General features: G+C 65.8%; 17 protein-coding genes and 1 rRNA gene. 7 read left to right on the top strand and 11 right to left on the bottom strand.

Annotated features, from left to right (window positions below; translation table 11 throughout):
• The 4 genes from BLR03_RS18520 to rpmB form a co-directional block, all read right to left on the bottom strand.
• A 16S ribosomal RNA gene (locus BLR03_RS18520) occupies positions 1-86 on the bottom strand; the annotation flags it as partial.
• Between the two features lie 683 nt (positions 87-769).
• Entirely contained in the window at positions 770-1,075 is a 306-nt protein-coding gene (gene rpsN, locus BLR03_RS18515; RefSeq protein ID WP_011693742.1) for a 30S ribosomal protein S14, read from the bottom strand.
• A gap of 4 nt (positions 1,076-1,079) precedes the next feature.
• Positions 1,080-1,247 carry a 50S ribosomal protein L33 gene (gene rpmG, locus BLR03_RS18510; protein WP_003798558.1) on the bottom strand — a complete coding sequence of 56 codons (168 nt, stop codon included), beginning with the start codon at positions 1,245-1,247 and terminating at the stop codon, positions 1,080-1,082.
• Complete coding sequence (gene rpmB / locus BLR03_RS18505) at positions 1,247-1,483, bottom strand: 50S ribosomal protein L28 (RefSeq protein ID WP_011693744.1); 237 nt, start codon at positions 1,481-1,483, stop codon at positions 1,247-1,249. Before rpmB ends, rpmG begins: the two co-directional genes overlap by 1 nt.
• A gap of 504 nt (positions 1,484-1,987) precedes the next feature.
• Here rpmB and BLR03_RS18500 point away from each other — a divergent pair.
• Genes BLR03_RS18500 through BLR03_RS18490 form a run of 3 tightly spaced genes read left to right on the top strand, consistent with a single transcriptional unit; the run spans position 1,988 to position 4,771 of the window.
• Positions 1,988-3,424, top strand: a complete 1,437-nt coding sequence (locus BLR03_RS18500; protein WP_091255473.1) for a ferredoxin reductase family protein — start codon at positions 1,988-1,990, stop codon at positions 3,422-3,424.
• Positions 3,421-3,969 (top strand): FMN-binding protein, encoded by a 549-nt coding sequence (locus tag BLR03_RS18495; RefSeq protein WP_091255471.1) that lies wholly within the window; start codon positions 3,421-3,423, stop codon positions 3,967-3,969. Before BLR03_RS18500 ends, BLR03_RS18495 begins: the two co-directional genes overlap by 4 nt.
• Positions 3,970-4,009: 40 nt before the next feature.
• Positions 4,010-4,771, top strand: a complete 762-nt coding sequence (locus BLR03_RS18490) for an FAD:protein FMN transferase (protein WP_091255470.1) — start codon at positions 4,010-4,012, stop codon at positions 4,769-4,771.
• Positions 4,772-4,788: 17 nt separating this feature from the next.
• On the opposite strand, the gene BLR03_RS18485 is transcribed toward BLR03_RS18490, so the two are convergent.
• A complete protein-coding gene (locus tag BLR03_RS18485) occupies positions 4,789-5,550 on the bottom strand; it encodes an SGNH/GDSL hydrolase family protein (RefSeq protein WP_091255485.1) in 762 nt (253 codons plus the stop codon).
• An 88-nt stretch (positions 5,551-5,638) separates the two neighbouring features.
• Positions 5,639-6,118, bottom strand: a complete 480-nt coding sequence (locus BLR03_RS18480) for a MarR family winged helix-turn-helix transcriptional regulator (RefSeq protein WP_091255468.1) — start codon at positions 6,116-6,118, stop codon at positions 5,639-5,641.
• Between the two features lie 102 nt (positions 6,119-6,220).
• Here BLR03_RS18480 and BLR03_RS18475 point away from each other — a divergent pair, with 102 nt between their 5' ends.
• Complete coding sequence (locus BLR03_RS18475) at positions 6,221-6,508, top strand: YciI family protein (protein ID WP_091255466.1); 288 nt, start codon at positions 6,221-6,223, stop codon at positions 6,506-6,508.
• Between the two features lie 36 nt (positions 6,509-6,544).
• Here BLR03_RS18475 and BLR03_RS18470 read toward each other — a convergent pair whose 3' ends face one another.
• Both BLR03_RS18470 and BLR03_RS18465 read right to left on the bottom strand, forming a co-directional pair.
• Positions 6,545-7,384, bottom strand: a complete 840-nt coding sequence (locus tag BLR03_RS18470) for an SGNH/GDSL hydrolase family protein (RefSeq protein WP_254788587.1) — start codon at positions 7,382-7,384, stop codon at positions 6,545-6,547.
• A gap of 63 nt (positions 7,385-7,447) precedes the next feature.
• Positions 7,448-8,395 (bottom strand): LysR family transcriptional regulator, encoded by a 948-nt coding sequence (locus tag BLR03_RS18465; RefSeq protein WP_091255464.1) that lies wholly within the window; start codon positions 8,393-8,395, stop codon positions 7,448-7,450.
• A gap of 334 nt (positions 8,396-8,729) precedes the next feature.
• On the opposite strand from BLR03_RS18465, the gene BLR03_RS18460 reads away from it, so the two are divergent.
• The 3 genes from BLR03_RS18460 to BLR03_RS18450 all read left to right on the top strand — a co-directional run bounded on the left by BLR03_RS18460 (position 8,730) and on the right by BLR03_RS18450 (position 11,040).
• Positions 8,730-8,915 carry a ferredoxin gene (locus tag BLR03_RS18460; protein ID WP_091255462.1) on the top strand — a complete coding sequence of 62 codons (186 nt, stop codon included), beginning with the start codon at positions 8,730-8,732 and terminating at the stop codon, positions 8,913-8,915.
• A gap of 2 nt (positions 8,916-8,917) precedes the next feature.
• Complete coding sequence (locus BLR03_RS18455) at positions 8,918-10,117, top strand: NAD(P)/FAD-dependent oxidoreductase (RefSeq protein WP_217639813.1); 1,200 nt, start codon at positions 8,918-8,920, stop codon at positions 10,115-10,117.
• A 428-nt stretch (positions 10,118-10,545) separates the two neighbouring features.
• Positions 10,546-11,040 carry an FBP domain-containing protein gene (locus BLR03_RS18450; RefSeq protein WP_091255459.1) on the top strand — a complete coding sequence of 165 codons (495 nt, stop codon included), beginning with the start codon at positions 10,546-10,548 and terminating at the stop codon, positions 11,038-11,040.
• Positions 11,041-11,143: 103 nt separating this feature from the next.
• Here the strand turns inward: BLR03_RS18450 and BLR03_RS18445 are convergent, their stop codons facing one another.
• The 3 genes from BLR03_RS18445 to BLR03_RS18435 all read right to left on the bottom strand — a co-directional run bounded on the left by BLR03_RS18445 (position 11,144) and on the right by BLR03_RS18435 (position 15,587).
• Entirely contained in the window at positions 11,144-12,520 is a 1,377-nt protein-coding gene (locus BLR03_RS18445; protein WP_091255458.1) for a flavin monoamine oxidase family protein, read from the bottom strand.
• A gap of 22 nt (positions 12,521-12,542) precedes the next feature.
• Positions 12,543-14,060, bottom strand: a complete 1,518-nt coding sequence (locus BLR03_RS18440) for an APC family permease (protein WP_091255456.1) — start codon at positions 14,058-14,060, stop codon at positions 12,543-12,545.
• Between the two features lie 93 nt (positions 14,061-14,153).
• A complete protein-coding gene (locus BLR03_RS18435) occupies positions 14,154-15,587 on the bottom strand; it encodes an aminobutyraldehyde dehydrogenase (RefSeq protein ID WP_091255482.1) in 1,434 nt (477 codons plus the stop codon).
• Between the last annotated feature and the right edge of the window lie 50 nt (positions 15,588-15,637).

Here is a 15,637-nt window from a genome sequence, read left to right as displayed (position 1 = left end):
GTGCAAGCACCGGATCATCGTTCGACTTGCATGTGTTAAGCACGCCGCCAGCGTTCATCCTGAGCCAGGATCAAACTCTCCGTTGAAGTAAAACAAAAACGAACACACCCGGCACCCCCGGGAAAACGGGAGAAACCGGCTGCACAAAATTTGAAACCAGCTGTAAAAACCAGACCACACCACGGGGTGGCGCAACCTGGCAAAACAACCAATCCATAATAAATTGGTATCAACAAACTTGGCACACTATTGAGTTCTCAAACAACAGACACACCCGGCACCACCACAACCAACAAACAGTCGCGGATCGCTCCGGAGCAACTTTCCAAACTTACCCGAGTCCGGACCGCTTTGCAAATCAACGTTTCCGCGACCCGCAAACCATCCAACCCGCCCCACCCCAACCCGGAGCGCACAAAACGCCGACCAGATCAGGTCTTGAAATTTAGGGGATTGGCCGCCTCCGGTTCCCAGCATTTCCGCTGGTCTCCCTCGCGGCGACTTAGAAAACAATACACCCACCACGCCCCCACCGCAAACCCACCCCCACAGCACCCCAAAAACCCCGCCGGCGCGGGCCTAAACCGGTCGCCAGGAGCTCAACCAGGCGCCCCGGCGCCGCAAATGAGGGCTGTGTGCTGCGTCACCGCGGTGCGGGCGTTGACGAGGGGCGCGCCACGGGCTGTTGGTGCGCGGCGTTAACGCAAGAAGGGCCGGCAACCAAACGGTTGCCGGCCCTTCTCAAGCCACTGGCTTCAGGAGTACTGAATTACCAGGAAGACTTCGTGATGCCCGGGAGCTCACCGCGGTGAGCCATGTCGCGGAAGCGAACACGGGAGATGCCGAACTTCTGGAAAGTACCGCGCGGGCGGCCATCGATGATGTCGCGGTTACGCAGACGTACCGGGGAGGCGTTTCGGGGCAGCTTCTGCAGGCCGAGGCGTGCAGCTTCGCGTGCTTCGTCGGTTGAAGCGGGGTCAACCAGAGCCTTCTTCAGTTCGAGGCGCTTTGCAGCATAACGCTCGACGATGACTTTACGCTGTTCGTTCTTAGCGATCATTGACTTCTTAGCCATGTGTTTAGCGCTCCTCTCGGAATTCGACGTGCTGGCGGATTTTGGGGTCGTACTTCTTCAGAACCAGGCGGTCCGGGTCGTTACGACGGTTCTTGCGCGTCACGTAGGTGTAGCCCGTGCCCGCGGTCGACTTCAGCTTGATGATCGGACGTACGTCCTTGTCCTTTGCCACTAGAGCTTCACTCCTCGTGCCAGGATGGCGGCGACGACTACGTCGATGCCACGTACGTCGATGGTCTTGATGCCACGAGCAGAGACCTGCAGCGTGACGTTACGGCGCAGGGACGGAACCCAGTAGCGCTTCTTCTGGATGTTCGGGTCGAACCGGCGCTTGTTGCGACGGTGCGAGTGCGAAATGCTGTGTCCAAAGCCCGGCTCGGCTCCGGTCACCTGGCAGTGTGCTGCCATGACGACTCTCCTCAAAAAATAAATGAAACGGCTAGCGGAGTTCCCACTGACCGTGCGATGGGCGGCGTCCGCATCCAGCTCCCGCCCTATCATCACCAGATCCGCAGGAATCTGAAGCCGGCGCAAACCGGCTGATTTCCTCACTGCGGCGAAGATTGTGGGCCACGGGCACCGGGCGGTGGCGGTCCGTGGGACAGCCAATGCGAAGTGCCGGGATGCTGGGCGAATACAGGAATGCGCGCAACTTGAGCCCCTAACTACCGGCCGCCAGGACCGTCGATTTCTCAGACGAGTCCTGCCAACCGGAGCAATTGCACACGCTCCGCGCCACCTAGCGCCTAACAAGTCTACGAGTTCGACTAATTAAAGACCAATCCGCCGCCACGTAGGGTACCGGAAAATGCCCGCCGGAGCTCCTGCGCAGCGAGGGGAACTGTTCCAGGTCATATGCCGGACGAAGCATTTTCACAGCCAAATGATAGGCAGGGGGGCGACTCTGGATACATGAACACACAACTTCTGACGACCCGTCCCGAGGTTCGCCGCAGCTCTCGTGGCGCCGTGAACCCCTTTAAGGGACAACATCGGCGGCGGTTGCTGAGAGCGGATCTGCTGACTGTTCTCTTTTGGGCGTCCCTGGCGGGCGCCATCGCTTTGTGGCTGGCCGACGGCGGAGCATCCGGATTCTCGACTCCCGCCGGTTCCTTCACGGCACTGGGGATTGTGGCCGGCCTCGCCGGCATGGACCTGGTGCTTCTGATGCTGCTCCTGGCCGCCCGGCTTCCCTTCATTGACGGCGCAGTCGGCCATGACCGTGCCCTGGAGTTCCACCGCAAGCTGGGCAAGCCGACGCTGTACCTCCTGCTGGCGCACGGGATCCTCATTGCGATCGGCTACGGCATGGCCGAAGGGCTGGATCCCGTCACTGAGGCCGTGAACTTGTGGGTCCAGGTCCCCGACATGTGGCTGGCCTACATCTCCATGGTTTTGTTCATCGCCGTCGTAGTCACCTCCCTGGTGGCCGTCCGGCGCCGGTTCGCTTACGAGTTCTGGTACGCCGTCCACCTGCTGACCTATGCCGCAGTGCTGACGTCCATCCCACACCAGTTCAGCGTCGGGGGCCTCTTCGCACCGGGCACCTGGCAACGCTGGTACTGGCTGGCTGCCTGCATCGGTACCGGCGCAGCGCTCCTGCATAACCGGGTTCTGGAGCCGATTGTGGCCACTACCCGGCACAAACTCAGCGTCAGCCGCGTTGTGCAGGTCGCCCCCGGCGTCGTCAGTATTGAGATGACCGGGCGTCACCTTGACGAACTGACGGGCGCGGGCGGCAGGTTCTTCATCTGGCGGTTCCTCGCTCCCGGCATGTGGTGGCACCCGCACCCCTTCAGCCTCTCCGCGGAGCCCCTCCAGCTCGGCGCCAGCGGCTCCCTGCGGATCACGGTCCGCAACCTCGGAAGGGGCTCGTCCCAGTTGGCCCGGCTGAAACGCGGAACAAAGGTAGCTATTGAAGGCCCCTACGGGCTCTTCAGCACCGCGGCCCGGAGCCGGAATCAGGTCGTCATGATCGGTGCCGGCATCGGGATCACCCCCATCCGTGCGCTGCTGGAAAGCACGCCTTTCACGCCAGGCAACGCCACCGTCATTCTGCGTGGCCACAGCGAAAAGGAGCTGTATCTGGGCAAGGAGATCATGGACCTTTGCCAACGCCGTGGCGCGACTCTGTACCACCTCACCGGGCGCCGTCCGGGGGGCGTCGAGACGTGGCTTCCCGCCGACGCCACCCGTTCGGGATACCGGCTAGGGAGCTACGCACCAAACATCGCCGAGGCCGACGTCTACGTCTGTGGACCGGCAGCCTGGGCCCAGAACGTCCTCAAAGACGCACGAGCAGCAGGCGTGCGGGAAGAACAGCTTCACTACGAAAGGTTTGACTGGTGAGAATTCGCGCAGCAGTTTCAGCAACCCTGGCTTCCGCCGGAATCCTCCTGGTCGGATGGCAGTCCGGCAGCCACGTGACGGAGGCGGCAGGTTCGTCCATCGGGACCTCTGCCGGAACGACCGGATCGACCGGCGCGTCTGCCGCCACGGGCAGCGGGTCCGGGAGTAGCTCCGGCACAAGCACCTCCGGGGCAGCTTCCGGAAGCGGGACAACCGGAACGACCGGTTCGACGGGAACCACCACCACAGCGGCCGGCGCCGGAAATGGCAGCGGAACCTTCGCTGGCTCCGTGAGCCAGACCCGCTTCGGGAACGTCCAGGTGCAGATCACGGTCAGTGGGGGGAAAATCACCGATGTAATGGCCCTCCAACTCACGGATGAAGGCAGCCGGTCCGTCTCCATCAGCAACCAGGCGGCCCCGCTCCTGCGCGACGAGGTGCTCCAAGCGCAGTCCGCGAACGTGCAGACCATCAGCGGTGCCACGATCACGAGCGACGGATACCTCTCTTCCCTCCAGTCGGCCCTCGATGCAGCCCACCTCTAAGCTGGGCGGTTCGGCCTTGAAGGCCAGGACGTTTGGCTCCATGGGAACCGTCATCAGTCTGACCGTTCCTGCCGGGGGAGCCATCGCCACCGGGGGAAGGGCCGGCGTCGCCGACCACGAACTCGACGCCGCCGTCGCCGCCGTCGAACGGGTGTTTGCCCGGCTGGATGAATCCTTCAGCCTGTACCGCCCCGATTCCGAGGCCAGCAGGCTGGCCCGCGGGGAGCATTCACTGCGGGCAGCATCCGCCGGGATGCGGGACCGGTACGCGGATGCCGTGGGCTGGCGGCTCATGACGGAGGGTGCGTTCTCACCGGAACGGCCCGACGGCGTGCTGGACCTTTCCGGGCTCATCAAGGGCTACGCGATCGCGCAGGCAGGCGAGACGCTGCAGTCCCAAGGGATCACCGACTGGTGCCTGAACGCCGGGGGCGATGTGCTGGTGATGGGCTCGCCCGTTCCGGGCAGCGGAGCGTCCTGGGCCGCAGGGGTGGTTGACCCGCAGGACCGTACGGCTCTGCTTTCGGCGTTCGAGCTGGGCGGGCCCGGCGCCCGGTGCGCCTTGGCGACGTCGGGTTCGGCGGAGCGGGGTGACCACATCTGGACAGCCGGCGCCGGCGGCGCGGAGTTTACCCAGGTCTCCGTGGCGGCGGCGGACATTGTCACGGCCGATGTGCTGGCCACGGCGATCGTCGCGGGCGGCACCGCGATGCTGCACCGGGCCACGGACGGCTGGGAAATCGATGTGCTCGCCGTCCGCCGCGACGGGGAACTGCTCGCGACGCCGGGATTCCGCGCCTGAACTGCCGGGTCTTCCCCTTAGGGACGCGTGAGCTGGCCGTACTTCGGCTGCAGACCGTCCCCGGACGACTTGCCGGTGACGCGCCGGACAACCCACGGGCCGGCGAATTCACGGACCCAGCGGGCATTGGCTCGGATGGCGTCCGCGCGGCTCAGTTCCGGCACCGGCGTCATGGGCGGGACGTCAATCGAGTGTTCGTGTTCCAGGACCGTCAGGACCCGTTTGGCCATGTTCGCGTGGCCGGCGGCGGACATGTGCATCCGGTCCGTGGCCCACATGCCCCAGTCGTAATATTCGATGAAGCGCCAGTAATCGACCAGTAGGGCACCGTGGTCGCCGGCGATTCCGCGCACCAGTTCGTTGTAAATGGCGGTGCGGCCGCGCATGGTGCCGAATATCTTGGAGCCGCGCGCGTCGAAGCCCGTGAACATCACAACGGTGGCGCCGGTGGCCGCGAGCTTGCGGATCCCGGCGTCGTATTCCACGAGCAGGTCATCGATGTCGATCTTGGGCCGGAGGATGTCATTGGCGCCGGCGTAGATGCTCACCAGGGTGGGCTGGAGTTCGACGGCGGCGTCCACCTGCTCGGCCATGATCTGGCGCAGTTTCCTGCCCCGGATGGCGAGGTTCGCGTACCCGAAGCCCGGATCGGCGGCGCCGAGTTGCTCTGCCACCCGGTCCGCCCAGCCGCGGACGCCGTTGGGACGGGTGGGGTCGTCGTCGCCGACGCCTTCCGTAAACGAGTCTCCAAGGGCTACATAGCGGGACGTGAAATCCATGAACCAAGTCTGCCAGCAGTTGCCGCAAGCAACAAAGACGGCAGCGCCCGACGGCGACGCGTCCATCTTCCGCGCTTGGTTACCGCACTTAGTTGTCGCGCAGGATCCAGTGATCGTCGTCGAGTCGGGCGACGATATTCTCGCCGATCCGGGCCAGGTCCGCGACGTCCTTGGGACTCAAGGCGTCGAGGAAGAGCGACCGGACGGCCTCCACGTGGCCCGGGGCGAGCTTCACGATCGTCTCCATGCCGGCATCGGTCAGGTGCGCTGTGGTGACGCGGGCGTCGCCGGGGTGTGGGCGGCGCTCAAGCCAGCCGCGGTTCTGCAGCTTGGTGACCACGTGGGAGAGCCGGGACAGGGAGGCGCTCGTGCGCGCGGCGAGCTCGCTCATGGGCAGGAAACGCCCCTCGGCCTCGGAGAGCATCGCCAGCACGTTGTAGTCGAACAGGGACAGCTTGCCCGCGGCATGAAGCTGGGTGTCTAGGGCGGCCGGCAGCAGCGTGGTGATGCTCAGCAGGGCCAGCCAGGCCCGGCGTTCGTCGGCATTGAGCCAGCGGGGTTCGGTCATGGCTACATTCTAGGAGACTTGAAGCTTGACGATTCAACTTCGGCCGGGGATTCCCAGAAAAGTTCCGTCCTGTCCGCGACCCGCTACCGGTAGGCTGGCCGCATGTACGTAGTCTCCCTGACATACAAGGTCCCCGACGACATTGTGGAGTTCCATCTCCCGGCCCACGTCACGTGGCTGCAGGCGGCCTTCGATGAGGGCATCTTCATGGTCGCCGGGCGCAAGATCCCGCGCACCGGCGGCCTGCTGCTCTCCAACGCGGACAGGGACAGCCTGGACGCCGCCCTCGCCAAGGACCCGTTCTACGTCAACGGTGTGGCCGACTTCGAGGTCATGGAGTTCCACGCCAACAGGGTGGCCCCCGGCTTCGAAAACCTGCTGGACAGCTGAATCGGAGCGGGCCCGGAGCGAGGGCCGGGATCCGGCCTAACCGCCGTCGCGCTGGGCCTGCAACAGTTTCTTCAGGCCGCCCTTGCGCGGGACCACTACGGGTTCCGCCCAGCGCGGCCGGAGCTGGTCGCCGAGGGTGACCCCGCGGAGCTTCCGACCGAATAGGGGCAGCACCCAGTCGCGCACCCAGCGGCGCTGCCGGCGTTCCCACTCACGCAGGCCCTGTTTCACCAGCGGCTCCCATTCCTTGGGCTTGATCGTATGGGGCACACCGAGATGATCCAGGACCTGCGAGGCAAGGTATTTATGGCCCGCCTTGGACATGTGCAGCCGGTCCGAATCCCACATCCGCGGGTCATGGAATGCGTCGAAGCACCAGTAGTCCACCAGTACCGCACCGTAGCGGCCGGCGATCTCGCGGACCCGCTCGTTATAGAAGGCGTTGCGCTTCTTCAGCGGCTCAAGGAGCGCGGAGACCTTGACATCGAAGCCGGTGAACAGCACCAGCGTCGCCCCCGTGCCGGCGAGCGCCTCGACCAGGGACTCATAATCCTGCATGAGGGCCCCGATGTCCGTGCCGAAATCAAGGATGTCGTTGCCGCCCGCGTACAGCGTAACGAGCGTCGGCTCCATGGCCACGGCGGGTCCGAGCTGTTCGGCAATGATGTGGCGCAGCCGTTTGCTGCGGATGGCCAGATTGGCGTACTGCCACCCCGGCTGCGCCTTGGCCAGTTTCTCCGCGACCCGGTCCGCCCAGCCCCGCACGCCATTGGGGAACCGGGGGTCATAGTCGCCCACACCCTCGGTGAAGGAATCGCCCAGGGCAACAAACAGCCGCCGGCCCCCCGGTCCCGCACCAAGAATGTCTCCAACCACGCGCCCACGGTAGCCAGTCCATCCGGCCATCAGGGAACAGCGGGGTTAACAGGCGGGTGTCAGTCACGCGGGCGGCCCGGATCTGGGGGGCACAGGACCGTACCTGGCCCGCAAAGGGACGGCGGCCTCCAGGAGGATCCCCCGCAGCCAATCCTTGAACGGGTCCTCCGCGAGCCACGGGTTCCACACCATGTCGATGCCCAGGGTTTGGATGGGGAAGGGGAACTCCTCCATGCGCAGGTCGAACCGGCCCTCGAACGCCAATCCGACCTGGTACCGATGGACCGCCACCCCGCCGGCCTGCGCGATCAGGTGGGGAATGAACAGGTAGTCGGACACGCGTTGCCGGACCGTGTAGGGCACCTTGCGCTCGTCGAGGATTTCATAGGGCCGCAGGCGTTCCGGGGCCGCGTCCAGCACCACATGGGGCACCGTCTCCAGGAGCTTCAGCGCACTGGCCTGCCGCGGCGAGTCCCACGAAGTGACGACCACCCAGCGGTCGTCGTACAGGCGCTCCCGCGGATACGGCGTGGCGAACGTCTCGGGGAGCAGAATGACGTCCGCCGCATCCTCCGCGAACACCGCGATGGTCGGCGAGGACGTAGTTCGCAACCGCAGGACCGTGTTCGGCGCACGCTCGGCCAGCAGCCGGGTCAGCGCGCTGCCGATAACGAACGCGGTGCTGTTGGTCATTGCCACAGTGATCAGGCGGTCGTCGGTTGCGGGGTCAAACGGGGCGGCATTGACGAGCCGGGCCGTCTGCGTCAGCGTCTGGCGTAGCGCCGGCAAGAGCTCCGCGGCCCGCGGCGTCAGCACCATTCCGCGCCCCTGCCGCACGAGGAGTTCGTCGCTGAGCATGCGCCGCATGCGTGTCAGCGCATGGCTCATGGCCGGCTGCGACAGACCGATATTGGCCGCAGCGTTCGTCACCGACCGCTCTTCAAGCAGCGCCAGGAGTGGCACCAGGAGGTTGAGGTCGACCGCAGCCAGCCGGGCCAGCTCTCCGTCCATCCCGGATCTTCCCTGGCTACCGGGCATGACTCGCCGGGAAAACAACGCGGAGTGGACCCAGCGGCTGGATGCGCGGGTCCCGCAATTCGACGTCGAGGGCGACCACATACGACACAAAACAGTCTTTCGCATTCCAGGTCAGTCCCGGCTTCATTGCCATTGCACACCTCACTTGTCGCACGCCCCTTTTCAGGCGCGTGGCCCAGCCTACTAATCATTTATACGGTGCATATGAAGGATAAGCATTATTCATTTGCCGAACATACTATACAGCTGGAAAACTCAACATACGCTCTGGCTGTGATCCACGCCACCGTTTTCAAAGGAGAAAGCCATGAAGATTGTCCTCGATCGACCGCGCTGCGAAGGCCACGGCCTGTGCGAGGAAGTCGCCCCACAGCTGATGCACCTGGACGAAGAGGGCGAACTCGTGCTGGACACCGAGACGGTCGACAACGACGTGGAACCGGCAAAGGCCGCGGTTCGCGTCTGCCCGGTTGCCGCGCTGCGGCTGGCATGAGCATGACACTGAAACGCATCGTCGTCGTCGGAAATGGCATTGCCGGCCTTACCGCGGGAGACTCCCTGAGGGCGGCAGGCTTCGACGGAGATCTGACCATCGTGGGCGACGAGTCCCATGCACCGTACAGCCGCCCCGCCCTGTCGAAGGCTGCCCTGCTGGACGCCGAGGACATGACGTCCCATCAGCTGCCAGCGTCCACCCACGAGGCACAGGAGGTCCAGGGCGTGAGCGCGACGGGGCTTGATGCCGACCGGAAGGTGGTCCACCTCGACGACGGCAGCGGCCTTCCGTACGATGCCGTGGTCATCGCCACCGGCTCCCGGGCACGCCGCCTCGGTACTGGACCCAAGACCGGGGGAAATGCCGGCCGCTGCGACGGCGAACTGACCCTGCGCAATCTGGAGGACGCGCTGACGCTGCGCCGCCGGCTCACGAACCGGCCGTCCGTCGTCGTCATTGGTGGCGGCGCCCTGGGCATGGAGATCGCCTCCGGGTGCCTCTCCGTGGGCTGCGAGGTAACCGTGGTGGCGCATGACCGTCCGCTCACCAGACAGCTGGGCCCGTACTTGTCCGACGTCTTCCTTGCCGCTGCCCGCCGCTACGGGCTCAAGCTAGCGCCGTCCCACGCGGTCGAACTGCGCAGTACCAGTGGGCGCACGGCCGACGGGCGTCCGCTGGTTGTCCTCGCGGACGGTTCAACCATCGAAGCCGAACTCGTGGTCAGTGCCGTAGGAGATGTCCCCAACGTCGAGTGGCTCGCCTCCAGCGGCTTACTGACCAACGGCCGGCTCGAAGTCGACGCCCGCGGGCGCGTCCGTCCCGGCATCATCGCCGCCGGAGATGTGGCCGCGTTCCCGACCAAGCACGGCATCCGGCGTGTTCCCCTGTGGACCAGCGCCATCGAGCAGAGCAAGGCCGCGGCCCTGGCACTGGCGCGGGGTGATGAAGCACCGGAGCTCGACTTCCAGCCCTACTTCTGGACCGAGCAGTTCGGCCTCAGCCTGAAGGCGAGCGGCTTCCTGCCCCTGGCCGGTACCCCCGAATTTCTCGAAGGCGACCCCGCCGACGGCCCTGCCCTCATGCGCTGGTCCCACGACGACGGCTCGGGCACCGCCGTCGCCATCAACAAACGGATCCCCATTCCCAAGTTGCGGCGTCTGAGCGATACCGCTCCCCTGGTTGCGTCGCCCACTGCCTGAGGTGAACCGGGAGCGTCAGAACCAGTCCCGCGAAAGCTGCGGGCGCGTCAGTTGGAGAACGGCAGGGCGCCTGCGGGCTGGTCCGGGTTCTTGCAGTCGGCTGGACAGGAATCCAGGGCTTTGCAAGGATGGGCTCTCCGGATAAACGGACCCGGATCATCAGAACCGGGGAACTCTTGGAACAGGGGAGTGAGCATGGGGATCGCGACGATCACCGCTGCCACGGTTAGCGAGGTGGCCGCTGTGGCCTGCTACGCGCCCGCACTGCTGCCAGCCCTTTCCGCACAATCCCGTCCCGCTGCGGAATCACCCCGCGGAGACGCCCGGTCCTAACCGGAGTCGCAGGCTGGCAGTCGTCTGCCCCCGTTCCGCCTTGGTGCGCTGTTGCCCGCCCGGGCGGCACCTCTTCGATTCCGAAAGTTTCCGTCATGCAAAAAATCACGCCGCAGCAGATCCGCTCGTCCTTCATCAACGCGAGCCGGTCAGAAGCAGCGAAACTCAATCTGCCCAAAAACTTCGACACCCTGGACTGGGAAAAGCTCGACTTCCTGGCCTGGCGGGACGAGAAGATGCCCCTGCGCGGCTATCTCGTGGTGCCCGGGCCGAAGGGTCCCACCGGAATCATGCTCCGGGCCCCTGAAGGCGGCGCCAAGAAGAACCGCTCCGTGCTCTGCGAGCTGTGCCGGGATGTGTTCTCCAAGGACGATGTCCTGCTCTGGGTGGCCAAGCGCGCAGGGCAGTCGGGCCGCAACGGCAACACCCTGGGCACCTTGATCTGTGCCGAGTTCCTCTGCTGCCGCAATGTCCGGGTGGAGCCTCCGGCCAACGAGATCAACCCGGACCCCGCCGCCGTCGTGCTGCGGCAGATCTCCGGGCTGGCGGCCCGCACGGCCCAATTCGTGGAGCGGGTGCGGGGAGCGTAGCGCCGGCACAAGCAACGCGGGGTCACGTACGGCCCGGAATTATGGGCCGTATGTGACCCCGCGTTGCTGGAAGGCCGGGCTGGAAGGCTGGCCGGTGCGGCAGCTACGCGGCGGCCTCCGTGCTGGCGGCGTCGCGGTCCAGGATCCGGGCGGCCGTGGCCCGGCCCATCCGGACTGCGCCGTCCACATGCTGGTAGCCCTCGGCTGCCAGGTCCGAGGACGCCCAGTAGATGGGTCCCACGGGGGTGAGCTGATCCGCGCCGTAGCGGTGCAGGCCGCCCAGATCGTAGCTGGAGGCGAAGGCGCCGCGGGTCCATTCCTCGGAGGCCCAGTCGGACTCGTAATAGACCACCGGTTCCCGGGTTTTCGGGCCCAAGGACTCCGCCATGGCCGAGAGGATCACCCGGCGCCGTTCCCCGGCGTCGAGGGCGAACATCGCGTCCGCCTTCTCATCCGGCACGAAGGCCACCAGGGTTCCGCGCGGGTCCTCGTGATTGGTGTTGTCGTAGATTTCTTGGACCACCAGATCGGGGCTGAAGCAGGTGCCGGAGAGGCCCTCTTCGCGCCAGAACGGCGTCTCGTAGACGGCGTGCACCTTGATGACGAGGCCCAGCGACTGGTGCTGGTGCATCTGGTGCTGCCGACGGGGCAGCGGCGGGTCAAAACTCACGCGCGAGTACAGGTTCGGCGGCACGGCCATGATGGCGTACCGGGCGTTCACCGTGGCCCGGTCCGAGACGGCGGTGACGCCGTTGTCGTCCCAGCGCAGGGTCCGCACCGGGGACTCAAGGACGACGTCGTCCCCCAGCGCGGCGGCGATGGTCTCCGACACGAGCTGCATCCCTCCCACTACGCGCTGGTCCAGCAGCAGGTCCTCGTCCACGAGGTTCGAGAATGAGCCCGCCGATGCCGCCATCAGGACGGCTTGCAGTGCGGAGAAGGCGTGCGCCGGCTTGGTGAGCATGCCGCCGGCCAGGAAGTGGCCGATGTTGGCGCACGCCTCCTCGTCGTCAGAGAGCTGGCGCATCCAGTGGTGCAGCGAGATGGTGTCGAGTTCGCGGGCCCGGTGGTGCGCCCATGGCTCTTCGGCGCCGATCTCGGCGGCCAGCTCATCCAGGATGCCGATCAGCCGGCGCATTTCGGCCTCGGTACGCTCGGACACCGGGAACATCTCCCCCGTGTAGAGGCTGCGGGTGCCGTCCGGGGCGACGTAGACAGACTGGCCCTCACGGTAGCGGCTGAATGTTTCCAGGCCCAGCTCGCCCAGCAGGCCTTTGAGTGCCGTCTGGTCCGGTGATATCCACTGGCCGCCGATTTCGAGCATGGCGCCGTCAATAGTGCTGGTCCAGGTCCGGCCGCCAACCCGGTCGCGGGCCTCCAGCACGGCAACCGTCAGGCCCGCCGCTTTCAGGTCCCGGGCGGCGTTGAGCCCGGCCGGGCCGGCGCCGATGATGACAACATCGCGTTCAATACTTTTCACTGTCTGCTCTTTCGTTGGTGCGTTAGTTGACCGCTGCTTGCCGGGCACTGCCGGCCCGCAGCTTGGCGGCGACGTCGATCGCGTCGCCGGCCGGCGCCGTCGATTTGGCGTCCGGGCGGGCCAGCAGCAGGTAGAGGAGGCCGGTGCCCGCCACAACTGCAAGGCCGATCAGGACGGTCCAGTCGGTGACAAAGACGCCCGTCGAGCCGGGCCAAGCCAGCAACACCATGGCAAAGATGCCGTAGGCCAGGGCCGCGACATTGATCGCGAACCCTGCGGCGCCCAGGCTGAACGGCCCGGCAGGCCGCCAGCCCTTGAGCCGCTGGCGCAGGGAGGCGAGCACCACCGACTGGAACGCAATGTAGATGCCCAGCACGGCAAAGGACGTGATCTGCGTGAGCAGCTCGTCGGACCCCAGATAGATGATGACGCAGATGGCCAACGGAATGCTCGCGGCGACGATGAGGGCGTTCGCGGGGACCCTGGCGGTGCCGGAAACCCTGGAGAGCCAGCGGTGGCCGGGCACCATGCCGTCACGGGCAAAGGAGAAGATCAGCCGGCTGGCCGCTGCCTGCAGGCTCAGGACGCAGGACAGGAAGGCCGTGATCGCAACCACCAGGAAGATCTTGGCACCCACCGGCCCGAGGGCCGATTCCAGGATGGCGGGGATCGGGTCAGGATCCTGGCCGTTGACGATTTCCTGCAGGTTGGGCGCCGCGAGCACATAGCCGCCGAAGGAGAACAGCGCCGAGACGCCTCCGACCACAATGGTCATCATCATGGCCCGCGGGATCCGCCGCGCCGGACTGGCGACTTCCTCCGCCACGTCGCCACAGGCTTCAAAGCCGTAGAAAAGGAAGAGGCCGGCCAGGGCGGCTCCCATGAAGGCGTGCAGGTAACTGCCATCGCCCTCCACCCCCATCGAGTCGAAGAACACGCCGAAGCTCTGCTTGCGCTGGAAAATCAACAGGTAGAGGCCGACGGCGATCACGCCGATCAGCTCCGAAGCCAGTCCGATCCGGGCGACCCGCGCCATCGTCTTGGTACCGGTGAAGTTCAAGGCCAGCGCCACAACAAGGAGCAGTACCGTCAGGCCAAGCGTGGTTTCCCGGGTCACCTCAACCTCGAACAGGCTGGCCAGGAAGCCGCTGCCGAATTCGGCCACCGCGGTAATGGTGACAATCATGGCCCAGATGTAGACCCAGGCGGCCATCCAGGCGTAGCGCCGGCCCCACAGCCGCCTGGTCCACGGATAGATGCCGCCGTGGATCGGGTATTGCGAGACCACCTCGCCGAATACCAGAGCCACCAGCATCTGTCCCGCCCCCACGATGAAGATCCAGAAAACCGACGGCGGGCCGCCGGCCGCCATGGCGATCGCGAAGAGGGAGTACACCCCCACCAGCGGCGAAAGGTAGGTGAATCCGAGAGCGAAGTTTGCCCAGAGGGACATGGACCGGTCAAAGGAATCCTGGTAGCCCAGGACGGCAAGGTGCTCACTATCGTTGAGCTCGGTGGTACTGCGTGGTTCGGTAGACATGGTTTCCTTCCGACGACATTGGCGGGAGTTGCTGACGGGGGTGCCGGCCGGAGATGCCGGTGGTTCCCGGGTGCCGGGGGCTCGCGGGGTGGCTTAGCCGATGTAGCTCATGACGTGCTTGATCCGGGTGTAGTCCTCCAGCCCGTACATGGACAGGTCCTTGCCGTACCCGGAGTGCTTGAATCCGCCGTGGGGCATCTCGGCCACCAGCGGGATGTGGGTGTTGATCCAGACGCAGCCAAAGTCCAGGCGCTTGGCGAACTGCATGGCCCGGGTGTGGTCCTTGGTCCACACGGAAGACGCCAGCCCGTAGTCGACGTCGTTGGCCATGGCCAGGGCTTCGGCGTCGGTGGAGAACTTCTGCACCGTAACGATGGGGCCGAACACCTCGCTCTGGACGAGCTCGTCGTCCTGATTCAGCCCGGACACGACGGTGGCCTCGTGGAAGTAGCCCACACCCCCGTGGCGCTTGCCGCCGACTTCCACGGTGGCGTGTTCCGGCAGCCGCTCCAGGAATCCTGCGACGCGCTGAAGATGGTCGGCGCTGCTGAGCGCGCCGTACAGGATTCCGTCCTCGGCGGGGCCGCCGGTCTTGGCGTTCTGCCGCACTTCCTCGGCAAAAGCCGCCACGAACTCATCGTGGATGTCCTCATGCACCAGCAGCCGCGTGGCCGCGGTGCAATCCTGGCCGGCGTTGTAGAACGACGCCGGGACGATCCCCGCCACCGCGGTGGCGATGTCGACGTCGTCGAACACGATGACCGGGGCTTTGCCGCCCAGCTCCAGGTGAACGCGCTTGACGTCGGCGGCGGCCGCTCCGGCCACCTCCATGCCGGCCCGCACGCTGCCGGTGATGGACACCATTTCCGGGGCCTCGTCCGCCACCAGGGCCTTGCCAGTCTCACGGTCCCCCAGCACCACGTTGAACGCGCCGGCGGGGAGGAATTCGCTGGCCAGTTCGGCAAACAGCAGGGTGGAGCTCGGCGTTGAATCGGAGGGTTTGAGGACTACGGTGTTGCCGGCCGCAAGCGCGGGAATGACCTTCCACGCGGCCATCATCAGGGGGTAGTTCCAGGGGGCCACCTGGCCGATGACGCCGATGGGCTCGCGCCGGATCGAGGAACTGTGGTCCGCGAGGTACTCGGCGGTGGCGCGCCCTTCCAGGGTCCGGGCTGCGCCGGCGAAGAAGCGGATCTGGTCCACGAGTACCTCGATCTCATCCGGGACAATCCCGGCCCGGGGCTTGCCGGTGTCGGCGCATTCGAGGTCGGCCAGTTCCTCGGCCCGGGCCTCGACGGCGTCGGCAATGTGCAGCAGCGCCCGCTGGCGCTCTGCGGGAGTGGTTTCGCTCCAGATCTCAAACGCTGCAGCGGCCGCAGCGTAGGCGGCAGCGACGTCGGCGGCGGTGGAAACGGGCGTTGTGGCGATGACTTCTTCGGTGGCCGGGTTGTGGATCTCCAGCCGGCTGGTGGCGGCTGAGTCAACAAACTGGCCGTTGACGAAGTTCCGCAAATTCCGCACGCTCATGTGGTTCCCTTCAATGAATTGGGTGGCCGGTCCGCGCCGCGAACCCTGCC

This window comes from Arthrobacter sp. ok909 (assembly GCF_900104405.1).
Classification (GTDB): Bacteria; Actinomycetota; Actinomycetes; order Actinomycetales; family Micrococcaceae; genus Arthrobacter; species Arthrobacter humicola.
Note: the sequence above shows the minus strand (reverse complement) of the source record. Positions and strands in the feature narration are given on the sequence as shown.